Origin of the sequence: Cellulomonas xiejunii, assembly GCF_024508315.1 — a bacterium.
Lineage (GTDB): Bacteria > Actinomycetota > Actinomycetes > Actinomycetales > Cellulomonadaceae > Cellulomonas > Cellulomonas xiejunii.
In genome coordinates this window covers 606262-624535 of the sequence record NZ_CP101987.1, presented here as the reverse complement: position 1 = coordinate 624535, position 18274 = coordinate 606262, and the positions used below count along the sequence as shown (strand labels likewise).

The following is an 18274-nucleotide window of genomic DNA, read 5'->3' as shown; positions in this document are numbered from 1 at the left end:
GACGTCGGCCGCCCCGCGCGCCGTGATCAGCGTGCGGGGCGGACCGTCCTGCGGTGCGGACCGTCAGCGTTCCGCGCGGACCGTCAGCGCGCCGTCGCCGAGGTCGACGTGCAGGGTGTCGCCGTCGTGGATCTCACCCGCGAGCAGGCCGCGTGCCAACCGGTCGCCGATCTCCTTCTGGACCAGCCGACGCAGCGGGCGGGCGCCGTACGCGGGGTCGTAGCCCTCGAGCGCGAGCCACTCGCGCGCGCCGTCGGACACGTCCAGGGTGAGCCGGCGGTCGGCGAGCCGCCGCCCCAGGGACTCGACCTGCAGGTCGACGATCCGCCCGAGCTCCTCGAGGGTCAGCGCGTCGAAGAGCACGATGTCGTCGAGCCGGTTGAGGAACTCCGGCTTGAACGCCGCCCGCACGGCACCCATGACGGCCTCGCGCTTCGCGGTCTCGTCGAGCGTCGGGTCCACGAGGAACTGCGAGCCGAGGTTCGACGTCAGCACGAGGATGACGTTGCGCATGTCGACGGTGCGGCCCTGGCCGTCGGTCAGGCGGCCGTCGTCGAGCACCTGCAGCAAGATGTCGAACACCTCGGGGTGCGCCTTCTCGACCTCGTCGAGCAGCACCACGGAGTACGGGCGGCGCCGCACGGCCTCGGTGAGCTGCCCGCCCTCCTCGTAGCCGACGTACCCGGGGGGCGCGCCCACGAGCCGCGCGACCGAGTGCTTCTCGGAGTACTCGGACATGTCGATGCGGACCATCGCGCGCTCGTCGTCGAACAGGAAGTCCGCGAGCGCCTTGGCCAGCTCGGTCTTGCCGACACCGGTGGGCCCGAGGAACAGGAACGAGCCGGTGGGGCGGTCGGGGTCGGACACACCGGCGCGGGCGCGACGGACGGCGTCGGACACGGCGGCGACGGCCGCGCGCTGCCCGATGAGGCGCTTGCCCAGCACCTCCTCCATGCGCAGGAGCTTGGCGGTCTCGCCCTCGAGCAGCCGGCCGGCGGGGATGCCGGTCCACGCGGCGACGACCTCGGCGACCTCGTCCGGGCCGACCTTCTCGGCGATCATCGGCGCCTCGGCGACCTCGTCGTCCGAGACCTCGGAGGCCTCCGCGGCGGCGATCTCCTTCTCCACCGCGGGGATCTCGCCGTAGAGCAGCCGCCCGGCGGTGGCGAGGTCCCCCTCGCGCTGGGCGCGGTCGGCGTCGGCCCGCAGCTGGTCGAGGCGCACGCGCAGGTCACCGACCCGGTTGCGGCCGCCCTTCTCCTTCTCCCAGCGGGCGTTGAGCGCGGCGAGCTCCTCGCGACGGTCCGCGAGGTCCGCGCGCAGCCGCGCGAGGCGGTCCTTCGACGCGGGGTCGTCGGCCGTGGCGAGGAACTGCTCCTCCATCTCCAGGCGCGTCACGGCGCGCTGCAGCTCGTCGATCTCGACGGGCGAGGAGTCGAGCTCCATGCGCAGGCGCGACGCGGCCTCGTCGATGAGGTCGATGGCCTTGTCGGGCAGCTGCCGCCCGGTGATGTACCGGTCGGAGAGGGTGGCCGCGGCGACGATCGCGCCGTCGGAGATCTCGACGCGGTGGTGCGCGGCGTACCGCTCGCGCAGGCCGCGCAGGATCGCGATCGTGTCCTCGACGGAGGGCTCCCCGACGAACACCTGCTGGAACCGCCGCTCGAGCGCCGGGTCCTTCTCGATGCGCTCGCGGTACTCGTCGAGCGTGGTGGCGCCGACGAGCCGCAGCTCGCCGCGGGCCAGCATCGGCTTGAGCATGTTGCCCGCGTCCATGGCGCCCTCGCCGCCCGCACCGGCGCCGACGACGGTGTGCAGCTCGTCGATGAAGGTGACGACCTGCCCGTCGGACGCGGTGATCTCGGCCAGGACGGCCTTGAGCCGCTCCTCGAACTCACCGCGGTACTTGGCGCCCGCGACCATCGACGCGAGGTCGAGCGAGACGAGCGTCTTGCCGCGCAGGGACTCGGGGACGTCACCGGCGACGATGCGCTGAGCGAGGCCCTCGACCACGGCGGTCTTGCCGACACCGGGCTCGCCGATGAGCACGGGGTTGTTCTTGGTGCGGCGGGACAGCACCTGAACGACGCGGCGGATCTCGGCGTCGCGGCCGATCACCGGGTCGAGCTTGCCCTCGGCGGCCAGCTTGGTCAGGTCGACGCCGTACTGCTCGAGCGCCTTGTAGGTGCCCTCGGGGTTGGGGCTGGTGACGCGCGCGGACCCGCGCACGTTGGGCAGCGCGGCGAGCAGCGCGTCGCGCGACGCACCGGCGGCGCGCAGCGCGTCGGCCACGCCCGACTGCCCGGCGGCCAGGCCGATGAGCAGGTGCTCGGTGGACACGTAGTCGTCGCCGAGAGCCCGGGCCTCGGCGTTGGCGGCCTCGAGCGCGGCGGCGGCCTGACGCGACGCCGACGGCTGCGCGACGGACGCCCCCGACGACGAGGGCAGCTGGACGAGCATGCCGCGCACGGACCGGCCCAGCGCGGCGCGGTCGGCGCCGACCGCGTCGAGGAGCCCGTTCGCCACCCCGCCCTCCTGCCGGAGCAGCGCGTCCAGGATGTGCGCGGGCTCGAGCTGGGGGTTGCCGGCTGCGGTGGCCGACTGGATGGCATCGCCCAGCGCCTCCTGCGAGCGGGTGGTGAACTTCGCGTCCAACGAAACCTCCGGTGCGTGCGTGCGTGTGTCGCGTGTGATCTGGTCTGTCGATCACAACGGGATCCGAAGTTGAGTCTATTCCGCTCAACTTCATCGGCGCACCCGGCGGAACCGTCACGCCCGCGTCACACCGGCGTCGCCCACCGGACACGTGCCGCTCCTAGCGTCAGGGCGACCACCGAGAGAGAGCAGGGCACCGATGACCCTCACCATGACGCTCGTCCGCCACGGCCGCACCCACTTCAACGCCCGCCGCATCCTGCAGGGCCGTTGTGACTCCCCGCTGACGCGCGACGGCCGCGCCGGCGTCCGCGCCACCGCCCGTCACCTGGCACGCACGCCGTTCACCGCCGCGTGGGCGTCGCCGTCGGGGCGGGCCGTCGCCACCGCCGTCGAGCTGCTGCGCCCCCACCCCGACGTCCCCCTGCGCACCGACCCCGACCTTCGGGAGTACGCCTTCGGCATCTACGAGCAGCGGCCCGAGCGTGTCCTCGACGAGGTCGTCGCGTGGCCGGACCTCGTCACCGACGTCCTGGCCGGGACCCACCCCGGCCTGCCGGGGGGCGAGCCGGGCGCCGACTTCATGGACCGCACGCGCGACGTCTTCGCCCGCATCGCGGACACGCACCGCGACGGGCACGTGCTGGTCGTCGGCCACGGGCTCGCGCTCGGCGCGTACCTGGCGACCGTCGACGAGGTCGGGCTCGTGCCGCTGCCCAACGCGTCGGTCTCGACCGTCGAGGTCGAGCCGGACGGGACCGCCCGCATCACGAGCCTCGCGGTCGACGTCGCCGGGCAGGGGCACGTCGCCGCACGTCCGATGCGCACACCGACGCCCGTGCCGTCCGTCGCCTGACCTCTGCCTGGCCGCGCCCACCCTCCTCGAGCCGGTGCACCTGCACGGCGTCGAGGACACGAGCATCCACCTGACCCTGCCCCCGGAGCGGTGCGCGGAGCTCGTCCGGCTGGGCTGGGCCGAGCCGCACCAGTACGCCGACTTCGGCACCGAGATCATGCTCTACGGCCCGCGCGACGCGGCCGAGCTCGAGCAGGTCGTGTCCGTGGTCGAGGAGAGCCTGGCGTTCGCGCGGACGGGGGCGCCCGACCGCGTCAGACAGCGCCCGCCGCGGTCCTTCGAGCACGTGCGGGCCCCGTGCGAGGATCTGCGCGTGGCCGACGACGACACCCCTGCCCTGCCCGACGGCGCAGTGCGCGACCGGTGGGACGACGAGCGCACCGACGTGCTCGGGGAGCGGTGGCGTGCGCGCACGCTGCACCTGCGGCCCGACGCGGTCGCTCGCCGGACGCACGTCGACCCCGAGGCCACCCTCGTGCGGCGCGTCCCGGACCCCGACGCCCCGCCCACCCGGCGCGCGGTGCTGTACCTGCACGGGTTCGTCGACTACTTCTTCCACCCGCACGTCGGTGACGCGCTGGCCGCGGCCGGGTACGACACGTACGCCCTGGACCTGCGCGACCACGGTCGGTCCATCCGCCCCGGCCGACCGCCCAACGAGACCACCGACCTGGCGACCTACACCGAGGAGATCGACGCCACGGTCCGGCTGCTGCGCGCGGACCACGACGTGGTGGTCCTGCTGGGCCACTCCACCGGCGGGCTGACCGCCGCGCTCTGGGCGGACGCGCGCAGAGGGCAGGGGCTCGTCGACGCCCTCGTCCTCAACTCGCCGTGGCTCGACCTGCGCGGCTCGTGGTTCGAGCAGAACCTGCTGGCGCGCGCGGTCCACGTCGTCGGACGGCCCGCGCCGCGGGTCCCGGTGCGCACCATCGCGCCGCACTACGGCCGGGCGCTGCACCGCGACACGGGCGGCGAGTGGGACTTCGACCTCGCGTGGAAGCCGCACGCCGGGTTCCCGGTGCGCGCCGGGTTCGTCCGCGCCGTGCGCCGGGCACAGATGCGCGTGGCCCGCGGCCTGGGCCTCGACGTCCCGGTGCTCGTGCTCGCGTCCGACGCCGCCGGCCCGCACAAGACGCTGCACGACGCGCTGCTGAGCACCGACTCCGTCCTCGACCCCGCGCAGATCGCGCGCCGCGCCCCGCTGCTGGGCGACGACGTGACCTACCTCGAGATCGCCGGCGGGGCGCACGACCTCGCGCTGTCCACGGCGCCGGTGCGCGAGCGGTACCTGCGGGAGGTCACCGACTTCCTCGCCGCGCGCGTGCCGGGCTGACGTCCGACGGCAGGAGCGACGGCTCCTCGGGCTCGGACAGCGACAGCACCACCCCCACGACACCGGGGATGGCGCGCACCTGGTCCTCGACGAGGGCGAGCTGGTGCGACGCCTCGGCCTCGTCCGGCTCGCCCGCCAGGTCCACCGCGCCCGTGAGGAGCACGCGCCGCGCGCCGGCGATCTCCAGGCGCAGCTTCGTCACGCGCGCGACCTGCGGCATCGCCAGCAGCCGGCGCAGGGCCGCGTCCTGCAGCGCGGGATCGACGGCCTCCCCGACGATGAGCTGCAGGTTGCGCTGGATGAGCACGAACGCGACGAAGCCCAGCAGGAGGCCGACGAGGATCGACCCGACCGCGTCAGGCACCGCTGAGCCCGTCACCTCGTGCGCCGCGATGCCGGCGCCCGCGATGACGATCCCGATGAGCGCCGCGGCGTCCTCGGCGAACACCGCGCGCACCGTGGGATCGGACGTGGCCAGCACCTGCTCCAGGACGCCGCGGTCCCGCTGCCGCGCCTCGGCACGGCTCTGCCGCAGCGCCTGCAGGAACGACACGCCCTCGAGGACCAGCGAGATGCCCAGCACGACGTACGCGACGACGAAGTCCGACGCAGGCTCGGGGTCCGCCAGCTCCTGGATGCCGTGCGTGACCGACACCCCGGCCCCCACCGCGAACAGCCCGATCGCCGCGAACATCGACCACACGTAGACCTCGCGTCCGTACCCGAAGGGGTGCGTCGCGTCGGGGGCACGGTCCGCGCGACGCTGCGCGACGAACAGGAACACCTCATTGCCCGTGTCCGCCCACGAGTGCGCCGCCTCCGCCAGCATGGACGCGGCACCGGTGATCACCGCCGCCGCGGTCTTGGCCACGGCGATCACCACGTTCGCCACGAGCGCGAGGATCACCGTGCGCGTCGACTCGCCCCCGCGCGTCGCCTCGCCCCCGCCCGTCGACTCGCCCCCGCCCGTCGACTCGTCGCGCCCGACGCGCGGCGCGAGCTCGTCGGGTCCGTCCCCCCCGTCAGGTGCCATGGCACCGGACTAGCACGTGCGCCCGCTGTGCGCGATGCGGGCCGTGGTGGTTGGCTGTGCTGGCCCTGCCGCGGACGACGTCCGCACCTCGACCCTCCGGAGGACCTCCCATGACCGTCACCCCGACCCCGTGGCCTGCCGGTGTCCCCGGCTGGGCGGACATCACGGTGACGGACCTCGGGCCGACGCAGCGGTTCTACGGCGGCCTGCTCGGCTGGCACCTGCGGCCCGGGCAGCCCGAGACCGACGGGTACGTCCTGGCGACCGTCGACGGGTACGTCGTCGCGGGGATCCGGGTGTCCGACGTCCCGCAGCCCGCTGCGTGGTGCGTGTACCTCGCGACGGACGACATCGCGGCGAGCGTGGCGACCGCCGTCGGGGCGGGGGCGACCGTCGCGTTGGGGCCGGTGTCCGTGCTCTCCCTGGGCCGCATGGCACTCCTCAGTGACCCGACCGGCGCGCTCGTGGGGCTCTGGGAGGCCGGTGACCACACCGGGTGGGAGCTCACCGACGCCCCCGGGGCGTTCGTGTGGGCCGAGCAGATGTCGCACGACCCGGCCGCGGCACGCCGCTTCTACACCGAGCTGTTCGGCTACGAGCAGCAGGACATGAGCGCGCCGGACTTCACGTACACGTCGCTGTCCGTGGGCGGGACGCCGGCGGCCGGGATCGGTGGGTACGGCCCGGGCGCGGGTGACGTCCCGGCGGCCTGGACCTGGTACCTCGCGGTGCAGGACGCGGACGCGGTCGCTCCCCGGGTCGCCGAGCTGGGCGGGGAGGTCGTCAGCGGTCCCGAGGACACGCCGTACGGGAGGATGCTCCTGGTCCGCGGCCCCGCCGGCGAGGTGCTCGCCCTGCTCCAGGCACCCGAGGAGGACGTCGTCGCCTGATCCGGTGCGTAGGGTGGACGCCGTGCAGTACCCGATCGACGTGTTCACCCATCGTGCGACGCGCGCCCACGACCCGGTGCGCACCTTCAAGTCCCGCCGGTCCCCCCTCGGGGTCGACCGGGTCGACGCGCTCGAACGACTGTTCCCGCGGTGGGGCTTCTCGGTCGACGACCCGAGCGCGCCACCGCCTCGCACGCCCGAGGGCCTGCTCGACACCGTCGCGCTGTTCGGGCGCACGGCGCCGCTCGTCGTCGAGATCGGGTCCGGCATGGGCGACGCGACCGCCGCGATGGCCGCCGCCGACCCCGACCGCGACTGGTTGGCGGTCGAGGCGCACCTGCCCGGCCTGGCGGCACTGCTGCTGCTCATCGAGCGCCACGGCCTGACCAACGTGCGCGTCGCGCACGGCGACGCCCTGCGGCTGCTGCGTGCCGACGTCGCGCCGGGCAGCCTCGACGCGGTGCACGCGTTCTTCCCCGACCCCTGGCCCAAGGTGCGCCACCACAAGCGCCGCCTCGTGCAGCCCGAGCACGTCGCACTGCTGCGCGACCGGCTGCGCGTCGGGGGGACGCTGCACGTCGCGACCGACTGGGCGCCGTACGCCGAGCAGATGCGCGACGTGCTCACCGCCGACCCGGACCTGGCCGGCGGCGTCGTGCCGCGGCCGGCGCACCGGCCCGTCACCCGTTTCGAGCAGCGCGGCCGGGACCTGGGCCACGAGGTCACCGACGTGATCGTGCGGCGCGTCCGATGAGGCTGCTCCTGGTACCCGGCACGAGCCCCGACCGCTGGGCGCGGGTGTGGCGTGAGCGCCTCCCGGACGACCCGCTGGAGGTCGTGCACGCGGGGGCGTCCGATGCGGTCGACGCGGTGCTGCGCGGCGACGTCGACGCGGCCGTGCTGCGACTGCCCCCCGCCGGGGCCGACGCACGACCGTCCGGGCTGCCCGCCACGCCGCCCAGCACCGCGACCGGCTGGGCGGTGGTGCCGCTGTGGACCGAGCAGACCGTCGTCGTCGTGCGCAAGGACCACGTGCTCACCGTCGTCGGCGAGGTCGACGTGCCCGATCTCGCGGGCGAGACGCTGCTCGTCCCCGGTGACGACGTCCTCGGGTGGCAGCCCCCGGAGGTCGAGGTGCTCGACGTGCCCGACGTACCCACCGCCGCGGACCTCGTCGCCAACGGTGCGGGCGTCCTGCTGGTGCCGCACTCCCTCGCGCGGCTGCACGACCGCCGCGGCACCGCGGTGCGGGTCGTCCCCGACGCGCCGGGCTCACCGGTCGTGCTCGTGTGGCGCACGGACACCGAGCACCCGCACGCGCAGGAGCTCGTCGGCATCGTGCGGGGACGCACCGCCGGCAGCTCCCGTGGGGCCGGCACCCAGGCCCCGGCCGCCTCCCCGGCGAAGGCGCCCGCACCGTCGCGCCACGCGGCGCGGACGCCCCGCCCCGCGCCGCGCCGCACCCCGCCGCGCAAGCGGCGCTGAGCCGCCCTCGCGCCGCACGTCCCGGCTCGACGACGCGCCCGGACGCGACGACGCCCGACCGGTCACCGTGAGGTGACCGACCGGGCGTCGTCGAGGTGCTGCTGCGTCAGCTCGCCAGGCGGCGGCGGGCCACGACGAGCGCACCACCGGCCACGACGAGCACCGCGCCTGCGAGGATCCCCGCACGCGGGTCGACACCCGTGACGGCGAGCTGCTGCCCGGCTGCCACGACCTCGACGGACCGCCAGCCGATGAGCGTGCCGTCCGCCTGGTACACCGCGATCCGGTGGGTACCGACCGTGGTGCCCGCCGGGATCGTGACCTTCAGGGTGCCGTCAGCGGCCACCGTGGCCGCACCGAGGTCCGTCGGCACGGAGAACAGGAACGTACGCACCCGGGCACCGGCCGGCAGACCGCCCAGGGTCACCGCCCCACCCTGGTTGACCCGCGCCGGGGCGGTGAAGCCGCCCTGGTTGGCGGCCGTCAGCTGGTCGGCCGACGGCGTCCACGACGTGACGGCCGGGCAGGGACCGGTGAACGCGTTGATGGTCACGGTCCGGTAGATGAAGTAGTCGTCCGCCTGCCAGTCGCCGAGGTCACCGAACTCGCCGTCGACCGTCAGCGCCCAGACCTCGTAGGTGCCGGGTGCGACCGCGACGACGCGCGCCTCACCCTCCTCCGACTCGGCGATGTAGTCCTCGTCCGACTCGCCGTCCGAGCCTGCGACGACGACGGCCCACACGACCGTGCTCGCGGGGCTGATGCCGATGCTGCCGTTGGGGACGACGGTCGTGCCGTTGCACGTCGGCTGGACGATGTCGAGGGCCGGCACCGGGACGGCGCCGGGAGTGGGCGACGCGCTGGGCGCCGGGGTCGACGTGGGGGCCACCGTCGGCGTCGCCGTGGGAGTCGGCGTCGGGGTCGGGGTGGCCGTGACGTCGAACGCGTAGGTCGTGCAGCCGACCGTGAAGCCGTGCACGGTGCCCGCGCCGGTCGCACCCGAGCCGAGCGAGAACCCGACGCCCATGATCATGGCGTCAGGCTCCTGCGCGAGCAGCTCGTTCAGCGTGAACAGCTCGGCGCGCTCGAACCCGCCCACCGGACGCGTGCTCCACCACTGGTCGGCGCCGTAGACGTCCGGCTCGTGGACGAGCGTGCCGGCCCAGGCGCCCTCCAGCGAGAACGACATCGTCAGGCCGGGCAGCTGGCCGCTCGTCGCGGTGTAGTCCAGCGACGGGCTACCGGCCGCGCTGAGCGCGAAGGGCGTGATGCCGTAGTCGGTGAACGCGACGTGGCCGTTGGTCGCGCTGATCGCGACGCCACCGTCGACGATCGCCGCCGTGCCGTTCGTGAGCGTCTTCTCGATGGTCGGGTCGTCGAGGCTCGTGTACGTCGGCCCGGTGACCGTGCCGGTGCATGCGGCCACGGTCGGGGTCTCGGTCACGGCCTGGGCGCCGAGCGAGCCGGCGCCCAGCGCGAGGAACGAGAGCGCGACGACTGCCGCGGCTCGTCGGAACGGGGTGGGGGACACGAGGTGCTCCTTCATGCCCGTCCCTCGCAAAGGAGCCGGGCAGGTTGCTGGTGGCGCTGCACCTCGCAGGGTAGAAGCGGCGTCACCGCAGGTCACCTGGGTGAAAGCACCACGGATCGGGGGTATCGGAGCAACCGGACAGCGCAGACGAGTGAACCTCGTGACGCGCGTCCACGATCGTGATGAACGAGCGGGCGACCCGCGCACGACCAGGTGACCCGGACACGCGGACGCCCGGTCGGTCACCTGAGGTGACCGACCGGGCGTCGGTGAGGGTGCTGCTGTGACGGTGCTGTCGCCCGGCGAGCGAGCGCCAGGACGAGTGCGTCAGCGCGCGACGAGCGGCTGCGAGTGCCAGATGCGGTCGATGTAGTCCCACATCGCGCGGTCGGAGGAGAAGTACCCGGACCGGGCGACGTTGAGGATCGCGGACCGGGTCCACGCCTCGGTGTCCTGGTACGCGGCGTCGACGCGGGCCTGCGCGTCGAGGTACGACTGGAAGTCCGCCAGGACCAGGAACCGGTCCTCGTACAGCAGGTTCGACACGATGGGCTCGAAGACCGTGCGGTCGCCGCCGGCGAACGTGCCGGACGCGATGCGGTCGATCGCCCGGCGCAGCGTCGGGTTCTCCTCGTAGAACTTGGAGGGCTGGTAGCCCGCGGTGACGAGCTCCTCGACCTCCGGCTCGAGCAGCCCGAAGAGGAAGAAGTTCTCGTCGCCGACGAGCTCGCGGATCTCGACGTTCGCGCCGTCGTCCGTGCCGATCGTCAGGGCGCCGTTGAGCGCGAACTTCATGTTGCCGGTGCCGGACGCCTCCTTGCCCGCGAGCGAGATCTGCTCGGACAGGTCGGCCGCCGGGATCAGCGTCTCGGCCAGCGTCACGTTGTAGTTGGGCGGGAACACGACGGTGAGCGCACCCTTGACGCGCGGGTCCTCGTTCACCGTGCGTCCGACGTGGTTGATCAGCGCGATCGTCTGCTTGGCCATCTTGTAGCCAGGCGCAGCCTTGGCACCGAACGCGAACACGCGCGGCGGGATCGACGTCGGGTCCAGCTCGCCGCTGATGATCTGCTCGTAGAGCGACACGATGTGCAGCACCTTGAGCGTCTGACGCTTGTACTCGTGCAGGCGCTTGACCATGACGTCGAGCATCGCGTCAGCGGGCAGCGTGATGCCGTCGCGGCGCTGGAGCAGCACGCTCAGGCGCTGCTTGTTGTGCGCCTTCACCGCGCGGAACTTCTCGCGGAACTCCTGGTCGTCGGCCAACGGCTCCATCTCGCGCAGGCGCGCGAGGTCCGTGATCCAGCCGGGGCCGATCGCGTCGGTGATGAGCTCCGACAGCGCCGGGTTCGCCAGGCGCACGAACCGGCGGGGCGTGACGCCGTTCGTGACGTTGGTGAACTTGTCCGGCCAGTACTCCGAGAAGTCGGGCAGGACCTTGTCGCGCAGCAGCTGCGAGTGCAGCGCGGCGACCCCGTTGACCTTGGAGCCCGCGATGGTCGCGAGGTACGCCATGCGCACCGAGCGCTCGGGGTGCTCGGCGATGATCGACATCCGCCGCAGGCGCAGCTCGTCACCGGGGTAGCGCTGCGCGACCTCGGCGAGGAAGTCGTCGTTGATGCGGTAGATGATCTCGAGGTGGCGCGGCAGCAGCTTGCCCAGCAGCGCGACCGGCCAGACCTCCAGGGCCTCGGGCAGCAGGGTGTGACAGGTGTACGCGAAACACTTCTGGGTCACGGCCCAGGCCTCGTCCCAGTCCCACTTCTTCTCGTCCACGAGGATGCGCATGAGCTCGGGGACCGCGATCACCGGGTGGGTGTCGTTGAGCTGGAAGATGATGCGCTCGGGCAGCCGGTGCAGGTCGAAGTCGTCGGGCAGGACGTTCTCGATGAAGTCACGGATCGAGCAGGCGACGAAGAAGTACTGCTGCTGCAGCCGCAGCTCCTTGCCCTGCGGCGTGGAGTCCTCCGGGTAGAGCACCTTGGAGATGTTCTCCGCGAACGTCTGCGAGCGCACGGCGTCGACGTACTCACCGGAGTTGAAGATCGCGAGGTCGAACGCCTCGGTGGCCTGCGCGCTCCACAGCCGCAGCGTGTTCACGCGGCCGTTCTGGTAACCCGGGACCATGTAGTTGTAGGGCACGCCGAGCACGTCCCACGCGGGGACCCAGCGGCTGCGCTCGACACCGTCGTCGTCCGTGTACCGCTCGGTCGACCCGCCGAAGTGCACGGTCACCGCCGACTCGGGGTGGGGGAACTCCCACGGCGCACCGAGGGTCAGCCACGAGTCGGCCTTCTCGACCTGGAAGCCGTCGACGAACGTCTGGCGGAAGATCCCGTACTCGTAGCGGATGCCGTAGCCGATGCACGGGACGCTCATCGTCGCCAGGGAGTCGACGAAGCACGCAGCGAGGCGCCCGAGGCCGCCGTTGCCGAGGCCGGGCTCGACCTCCTGGTCGCGCAGCGTGGCCAGCTCGATGCCGAGGGAGGCGAGGCCCTCCTCGACGATCTCGGCCATGTCGGTCGCCAGGAGCGCGTTGTCGAGCTGGCGCCCGAGCAGGTACTCCGCCGACAGGTACGCCACCGACTTGGCCTGCGCGTCGCGCTGGCGACGCACCGTCTCGAGCCAGCGCGCCATGAGGTACTCACGGACGGTGCGGGCGAGCGCGAGGTACTGGTCGTTGACGCTGGCGCGCTCCATGGTGACGCCCTGCCCGTAGTGCAGCTCGCGGAGGAACTCCTTGACGAAGCCCTCGACGGAGTGGTGCGGGGCCGTCACCGGCGCACTGTTGTTGGCACGGTTCTCAGTCACTTGCGCAACGGTAGTTCCCTGTTGCCGGTGAATCCAGGCGAGCGCTTGGGCAATCCCCCACGAACTGCCCCAACCGCGTGTCTCACGGCGTGTCTTTGTGCCCTGTCTCACGTGCAGGACCCGGCACCGCGGGTCGATCCGGCAGGAAACGTCCGATCAGGCCATCCTGGGACGATGGGCGAAACCACCCAGCAAGCAGGCACGGTCCAGCTCCACGAGGACGCGCTCGAGGCGGCAGCACGGCACGTCCGGGCGGACAGGGACGTCCTGCTCCTGGGCGACGTCGGCTCCGGCCGCACCACCCTCCTCGCCACGCTCGCGGAACGTCTGCGCGGCACCGGGACCGCCGTCGTCAGCCTCGCCGCCCACCATGGCGCGCGCGACCTGCCCCTCGCCGCGTTCTCCACCCACCCCACGCTGCGCCCCCGCAGCGGCGCCCGGTGGGGCCTCGCCGAGGCCACGACCGCCCTGGCCGAGGCCGTGGGCAGCGGTCAGGCTGCCGTCCTCGTCGACGACGTCCACCTGCTCGACGGCGCGTCGGCCGCGGTGGTCGCCGCGGTCGCGCGACGCCACGCGAGCCGGGTCGCCGTGGTGCTCACCGCACCCTGCGGGACGGACGTGGACGCCGCGGCTCCCGACCTGGTGCGGGACGCCGTCGTCGTCCGGGTCGGCCCCCTGGGCGTCAGCGCGACGTCCGCGCTCCTCGCCGAGCGCCTCGGCGGCCAGGTCGAGGGGCACCTCGCGTCCGTCGTGGCCGGACGCTCCGGCGGCAACCCGCGCGTCGCGGTCGCGCTCGTCCGCGCGGCGGTCGACGCGGGCGTCGTCGCCCGCGTGAGCGGTCGGTGGGCGCAGACGGGCGCCCTGGACATGGTCCGCGCCGACGCCGTCGCTCTCGGGCTCCTCGCCGACCTGTCGGAGACCTCGCGGCGCGGTCTGGAGGTCCTGGCCTGGTTCGGCCTGGTGGACCTCGCCACCGCCCGGCGACTGGTCGGCGCGGACACCCTCGCGGCACTCGACGCCGCCGGGCGGGTCGCCGTCCACGAGGGCGGCCGTGAGCCGACGGTCACGGTGAGCCCGCCCGCGCTCGGGCAGGTGCTGCGCCTGCGGCTGTCGCCCCGCGCCCACGCCGACCTGCGGGCGCTCGCGGACGGGACCCTGGGGACCGGCGTGCTCCCCCCGCCCGCCCTCGCGCTGCCGGCGGGCGTCGACGTGACCGGCGAGGACGCGACGTCCTGGCCGGCGCCGCAGCAGGTCGCCATCCTCACGGAGTCGGTGCGCACGCAGGCCTCGCAGCGGTACCGGGCCTGGCTCGACAAGCGTGACCTGGCGACCGCGCTGTCGCTGCTGCGGCTGCGCCTGCTGGACAACTTCACGTCGATCGACGTGGACGAGATCCTCCAGGGGACGGTCCCCTCCCCCACCGACGACCCCGACGACCTCGGCTCGTACGTGCTGCTGCGTGGCCAGTGGGCCGCGGCCACGGGCGGCACCCTGCGCGACGGGATGACGCACGACCCCGGGCCCACGGGGCGGCTCGTGCTGCCCGAGCTGGAGGACAGGGTCCTCGACGCCCTGGAGCGGCTCTACGCCCTGGAGCCGTCGACGGTGGGCGTCGCCGACCTCGAGGGCGCGCACGTGCCGGCGCCGCTGCGTGACTTCGTGCTCGTCCTGCAGGTGCAGGCTGCCGTCGAGACCGGCGCGCCGGACCGCGCGCTCGAGCTGCTGGACGGCTGGGGTGGCTCGCGGCGTCAGCACGCGATCGGCCACCAGCTCGACGCGCTGCGGGGCGACGCCCTGCTGCTCGCCGGGCAGGTCGACGACGCGATCGACTGGTGGCGCGAGCGGCTCAGCGCGGCGTACGACGACCTCAGCATGCTCGGGGTGCGGCTGGCCGCGCGCGGCCTCGCGACGGGCCTGTTCGTCCAGGGCGACCACGAGGGCGCGCGCCGGACGCTGAGCGTCGTGCTGCAGATGGGGCGGTGCGGTCCCGTCCAGAGCCCGTACGACGAGCGGATCCTCGCGCTCGCGGCGACTCTGCGGGCGCGCCGCGGCGAGACCGACCTCGCGGCCGCCCTGCTCGACGAGCTGCGGGCGACCCCGCGCCCGTACCTGCCGGCGCTCGACTTCGCCTTGCCGTGGGCGACCGCGGAGGTCGCGTACTTCCGGTCCGGGGGCGCCGAGCCGCCCGACGGCGAGCCTCTGTGGGCCGCCGGCGAGGAGCAGCTCGCGGTGGGGCGGCTCGCCAGCGCCGCACTGTGCTGGTCGTTCGCGCCCCTCGAGCTGACCCCGGACCGGCTGGCCCGGCTGGAGGAGCTGTGCGCCCGGACGCGGCTCACGATCGTACGGCCGCTCGTCCACCTGCACCGCACGATCTCGCAGGGGACGAGCACCGAGGTGCTGGCGGCCGTGGCGATGATGCGCGTCCCCGGACCGCTCGTGCACGTCGCGCTCGACGTCGCCCGGCGGCGCGCGGTCGAGGAGGGGCGTGGCGAGCTCACCGAGGAGCAGGTGCGTGCGGTCGCCGGGTCGGCCGTCGCCGAGTCCCTGGGCCGTCCCCAGGCCCGGTCGGCGCCGCTCACAGGGCGGGAGGCGGAGATCGCGGCGCTGGCCCGCGAGGGCCTGAGCAACCGGCAGATCGCCTCCCGCCTCTACCTGTCGGTGCGCACGGTCGAGAGCCACCTCTACCGGGCGATGCAGAAGCTAGGGGTGTCGGACCGGGCCCTGCTCGGCGAGCTCGACGGGGCCGTGGTCGCCACCGGCTGAGACGGCCACGGCGGCCGCCGCTCGACGGCTGCGCCCGGCGCGGTACCAGAGGCTCCCCGCCCAGACGAAGAACCCTCCGGCCACCAGGACGACCCCGACGTGCCGGTCGTCGACGTTGACCGCCGAGTTCACATGCCCGAGGTGGTGCACCACGTACCAGACGCGCGCCCGCACCTGGAAGTCCTGCACCGGCAGGTCCGGTGCGCCGTTGGCGTCGCCCTGCGTCGTGAACGTCACCCCGCCGTCGGTGCGGTGCGTGATCCCCGTGACGCGGTGCGTGATCGCCGTGGGGTCGTCGGGGTTCGGCAGGTAGGTGACGACGTCGCCGATCCGGACGTCGGCCGGGTCCACGGGACGCACCACGACGAGGGACCCGACCGGCAGCGTCGGCTCCATCGAGCCCGACAGCACGGTCAGGGGCACGGCGCCGGCGAGGCGCGGGACGAGGATCGTGACGGCGGCGACGAGCAGGACCACGCCGAGGACGCCGTAGCCCAGGCCGACGCCGACGCTGCGCGCGGTCACGCGCCACCGGCTCTCGGGGCGCACGGTGGCGGGCCGGTCGGGTGCGACGACGGGCTGGACGGGTGCGGTGGTGCTCATCGGTCCTTCTCCTCCTCGCGGAGCGCGACCGGAGGGGTCACGCCGGCGGTGTCGGCGTCCGGGCCCTCGTAGGGCTCGGGGAGCGTGGTGACGTCGGCCGCGGCCGGGTCGTCGGTGGCGTCGTCAGTGGCGGGCTCGTCGGTGACGGGCTCGTCGGTGACGGGCTCGTCGGTGACGTCGGAGCCGTCGTCGGTCGTGGGCTCGTCGCCCGCCTCGTCCTGCAGGGCGGGGTCGTCACCGACGACCGGGGCGTCGAGCACGGCGTCCGCGTCCAGCGCGGGACGGAACTTCGCGGGGATGAGGTAGGTGGTGAGGTTCGGGGCGTCGGCGTTGAAGCCGTCCCAGGCGGTCACGCGGCCGACGTCCCAGCCGGCCACGCTCTGGGCCATCGCCCGGGCACCGCGGAACATGTCGGTCATGTCCTCGACGTTCGAGGTGTTCCAGCCGCCGATCCAGGAGTTGAAGGACGTCGCGCCGTGGAACATCCCCGACATGTCCCGCACCTTGGCGGTGTCCCAGCCACCGACGTAGCCGTTGAAGGACGTCGCGCCGGCGAACATGTGGGACATCGACTCCACGTTCGCGAAGGCCGGGCCGGCGAAGTCCTGCTTGAGGGAGCGGGCGTTGGAGAACATGTGGTCCGTGGTGCGCAGCGTCGACGGGAGCCCGTCGACGCGCAGCAGGTTGATCGCGTTGTGGAAGGCGTACGACGCGTCGACGGTCCCGACGCCCTCCTGCCAGTTCTGCACCTGCACGAGCTCCTGCATGTCCGCGACGCTCTGCGCCGGGGAGCCGAGGCTGCCGACGCGGCCGTTGATCAGCACGGTCGCCTGGCCGGTGCCCGGCGGGTAGGTGTGCGCGTTCCTGCCGGGGACGAGGCGCGTGGTGGCGGCGCCCTCGACCCACTGGATCGTCGCGTCGACGTCGTCGACGTAGAGGACGACCGTGCGGTCGACGCCCTTGGTCAGGTCGTATCCCATGCGCAGCAGACCACCGGCGGCCGGGCCGCGCGTCGTGAGCGTGCCGAGGTCGCGCGACGCCGTGTCCAGCCAGCCGTGGCCGTTGCCGAGCTGCAGGTCCAGGCGCAGGGAGAAGGAGCGGTCGCCCGACGGCAGGCTCGACGCAGCGGCGACGCGCACGGTGACGGGGACGCGCTGCGGCGTGGCGGAGCCGACGACCGGGACGTCGTCCGACGTGATGGTCACCCGCCCCGCGAGGTCGGCGGGCAGGGCAGCGGCGACGTCGGTGCGCAGCGTCGCGCGCAGGTTCTCACCGGTCGCGGTGACGTCGACGGCCGTGCGGTAGAGGACCACCCGGCCGGGCTCGAGGCGCCCGGTCGCGGGGTCGAACGCCGCGCCCGACTCGTGCTGCCACGAGCCCGGGCCGACGGCGTCGATCGTGAGGGCCCCGCTGGCCAGGGTGCCGTCGAGCGGCTCCTGCGCGCGCCACGCCGCGTACGTCGCGGTGCCCGGCAGGGCCAGGACGATCGCCGCCGCGGCGACGGCCGCGAGGAGCGCGGCGCGCAGCGGGCGCAGGGGACGGACGTGGTGTCGCACGGTGCTCAGCTCCTGGGTCGCGGGGATGGGTGGTGAGGTCGGGCGGTGGAGCCGCCGACGGCAGGTGCGCGTTGGGGGGAACGGGCCTGCCGCCGACGGCGGTCGTGGGGTCGCAGCCGGGCTCAGGCCGACGGCGCGACCTGCTGCAGGTTGATGCTCGTGGCGCCGAGGTCGAAGCCCAGGCCCATCTCGCCGGTCGCGGACTCGTCGAACGCGATCGTCACGGTCGCGTCGACGGACGTCGTGCCGGGGCGGAAGCCGTCCGCGGGCACCCCGTCGAGGGTGACGTCGACCGTGATGCTCTCGGAGAGCGAGTCGATCGGCAGGCCGGCCGGCCCGACGACCTGCGGGACGACGACGAGGTTCTCGCCCTCGGCGACCACCGCGATGGTCGAGGTCCCGACGATGACGTCGCCCGGGACCATCTGGAAACCGTCGAGGTCCTCGATGAGGTTCTCGTGGCCGGGCGTCACGTCGTTCCACGTGATGTCGCCGAAGTCGGCGGTGAGCGAACCGGTCTGCAGGCTGCCCTCGCCCAGTGCGCCCTCGGCGTTCCAGAGTGCGAAGGTGCCCATCCCGCCGAGCAGGACAGCGACACCGGCGGCGGCGGCGACGGCACCCTTGACAGCGCCGCGGTGGGTGGTGGTCGTGGAGGTCGTGGTCGCGTTCATGGCTCGTGCCCTTCGTGTCCGTGGTGCCGGGGCGGTTGCTTCCGACACCCAGAACACTGGCAAGGCAGGGGCCACGTAGTGCGG

At 73.7% G+C, this 18274-nt stretch carries 13 protein-coding genes; 6 read left to right on the top strand and 7 right to left on the bottom strand.

Annotation, left to right across the window (positions count from 1 at the left end; translation table 11 throughout):
• Positions 1-63 precede the first annotated feature (63 nt).
• Complete coding sequence (gene clpB, locus NP048_RS03075; RefSeq protein ID WP_227578026.1) at positions 64-2655, bottom strand: ATP-dependent chaperone ClpB; 2592 nt, start codon at positions 2653-2655, stop codon at positions 64-66.
• 199 nt (positions 2656-2854) lie between these two features.
• On the opposite strand from clpB, the gene NP048_RS03070 reads away from it, so the two are divergent.
• The gene (locus tag NP048_RS03070; protein WP_227578025.1) at positions 2855-3511 is read left to right on the top strand and encodes a histidine phosphatase family protein; all 657 of its coding nucleotides are present in this window, start codon (positions 2855-2857) and stop codon (positions 3509-3511) included.
• 34 nt (positions 3512-3545) lie between these two features.
• Positions 3546-4847: an alpha/beta hydrolase gene (locus NP048_RS03060; protein WP_308054112.1), complete on the top strand. Its 1302-nt coding sequence runs from the start codon at positions 3546-3548 to the stop codon at positions 4845-4847.
• Here NP048_RS03060 and NP048_RS03055 read toward each other — a convergent pair.
• Complete coding sequence (locus NP048_RS03055) at positions 4813-5880, bottom strand: cation diffusion facilitator family transporter (protein ID WP_227578024.1); 1068 nt, start codon at positions 5878-5880, stop codon at positions 4813-4815. The genes NP048_RS03060 and NP048_RS03055 overlap by 35 nt on opposite strands.
• Before the next feature lie 110 nt (positions 5881-5990).
• On the opposite strand from NP048_RS03055, the gene NP048_RS03050 reads away from it, so the two are divergent.
• The 3 genes from NP048_RS03050 to NP048_RS03040 are packed head-to-tail and all read left to right on the top strand — an operon-like array spanning position 5991 to position 8255.
• Positions 5991-6770, top strand: a complete 780-nt coding sequence (locus NP048_RS03050) for a VOC family protein (RefSeq protein WP_227578023.1) — start codon at positions 5991-5993, stop codon at positions 6768-6770.
• Between the two features lie 22 nt (positions 6771-6792).
• On the top strand, positions 6793-7524 hold the full coding sequence (trmB, locus tag NP048_RS03045; RefSeq protein WP_227578022.1) for a tRNA (guanosine(46)-N7)-methyltransferase TrmB: 732 nt from the start codon (positions 6793-6795) through the stop codon (positions 7522-7524).
• Complete coding sequence (locus NP048_RS03040) at positions 7521-8255, top strand: LysR family transcriptional regulator substrate-binding protein (protein ID WP_227578021.1); 735 nt, start codon at positions 7521-7523, stop codon at positions 8253-8255. Before trmB ends, NP048_RS03040 begins: the two co-directional genes overlap by 4 nt.
• Positions 8256-8361: 106 nt before the next feature.
• Here NP048_RS03040 and NP048_RS03035 read toward each other — a convergent pair whose 3' ends face one another.
• Positions 8362-9786, bottom strand: a complete 1425-nt coding sequence (locus NP048_RS03035) for a hypothetical protein (RefSeq protein ID WP_227578020.1) — start codon at positions 9784-9786, stop codon at positions 8362-8364.
• A gap of 327 nt (positions 9787-10113) precedes the next feature.
• Positions 10114-12597, bottom strand: a complete 2484-nt coding sequence (locus tag NP048_RS03030; protein WP_227578019.1) for a glycogen/starch/alpha-glucan phosphorylase — start codon at positions 12595-12597, stop codon at positions 10114-10116.
• Between the two features lie 174 nt (positions 12598-12771).
• Here NP048_RS03030 and NP048_RS03025 point away from each other — a divergent pair, with 174 nt between their 5' ends.
• Positions 12772-15360 (top strand): helix-turn-helix transcriptional regulator, encoded by a 2589-nt coding sequence (locus tag NP048_RS03025; RefSeq protein ID WP_227578018.1) that lies wholly within the window; start codon positions 12772-12774, stop codon positions 15358-15360.
• On the opposite strand, the gene NP048_RS03020 is transcribed toward NP048_RS03025, so the two are convergent.
• The 3 genes from NP048_RS03020 to NP048_RS03010 all read right to left on the bottom strand — a co-directional run bounded on the left by NP048_RS03020 (position 15298) and on the right by NP048_RS03010 (position 18190).
• Positions 15298-15963, bottom strand: coding sequence for a signal peptidase I (locus NP048_RS03020; RefSeq protein ID WP_227578017.1), 666 nt, complete (start codon positions 15961-15963; stop codon positions 15298-15300). The two genes, NP048_RS03025 and NP048_RS03020, sit on opposite strands and share 63 nt — an antisense overlap.
• The gene (locus tag NP048_RS03015) at positions 15960-17519 is read right to left on the bottom strand and encodes a DUF285 domain-containing protein (protein WP_227578016.1); all 1560 of its coding nucleotides are present in this window, start codon (positions 17517-17519) and stop codon (positions 15960-15962) included. The genes NP048_RS03020 and NP048_RS03015 overlap by 4 nt, the downstream gene beginning before the upstream one ends.
• Positions 17520-17641: 122 nt before the next feature.
• A complete protein-coding gene (locus NP048_RS03010; protein WP_227578015.1) occupies positions 17642-18190 on the bottom strand; it encodes an alternate-type signal peptide domain-containing protein in 549 nt (182 codons plus the stop codon).
• Positions 18191-18274 lie beyond the last annotated feature (84 nt).

What these genes read in the sequence shown, in the direction of transcription:
- NP048_RS03050 (WP_227578023.1), top strand. Translation starts at nt 5,991, where the DNA reads ATGACCGTCACCCCGACCCCGTGGCCTGCCGGTGTCCCCGGCTGGGCG.
- NP048_RS03040 (WP_227578021.1), top strand. Translation starts at nt 7,521, where the DNA reads ATGAGGCTGCTCCTGGTACCCGGCACGAGCCCCGACCGCTGGGCGCGG.
- NP048_RS03070 (WP_227578025.1), top strand. Translation starts at nt 2,855, where the DNA reads ATGACCCTCACCATGACGCTCGTCCGCCACGGCCGCACCCACTTCAAC.
- NP048_RS03055 (WP_227578024.1), bottom strand. Translation starts at nt 5,880, where the DNA reads ATGGCACCTGACGGGGGGGACGGACCCGACGAGCTCGCGCCGCGCGTC.
- NP048_RS03020 (WP_227578017.1), bottom strand. Translation starts at nt 15,963, where the DNA reads ATGAGCACCACCGCACCCGTCCAGCCCGTCGTCGCACCCGACCGGCCC.
- NP048_RS03025 (WP_227578018.1), top strand. Translation starts at nt 12,772, where the DNA reads ATGGGCGAAACCACCCAGCAAGCAGGCACGGTCCAGCTCCACGAGGAC.
- NP048_RS03010 (WP_227578015.1), bottom strand. Translation starts at nt 18,190, where the DNA reads ATGAACGCGACCACGACCTCCACGACCACCACCCACCGCGGCGCTGTC.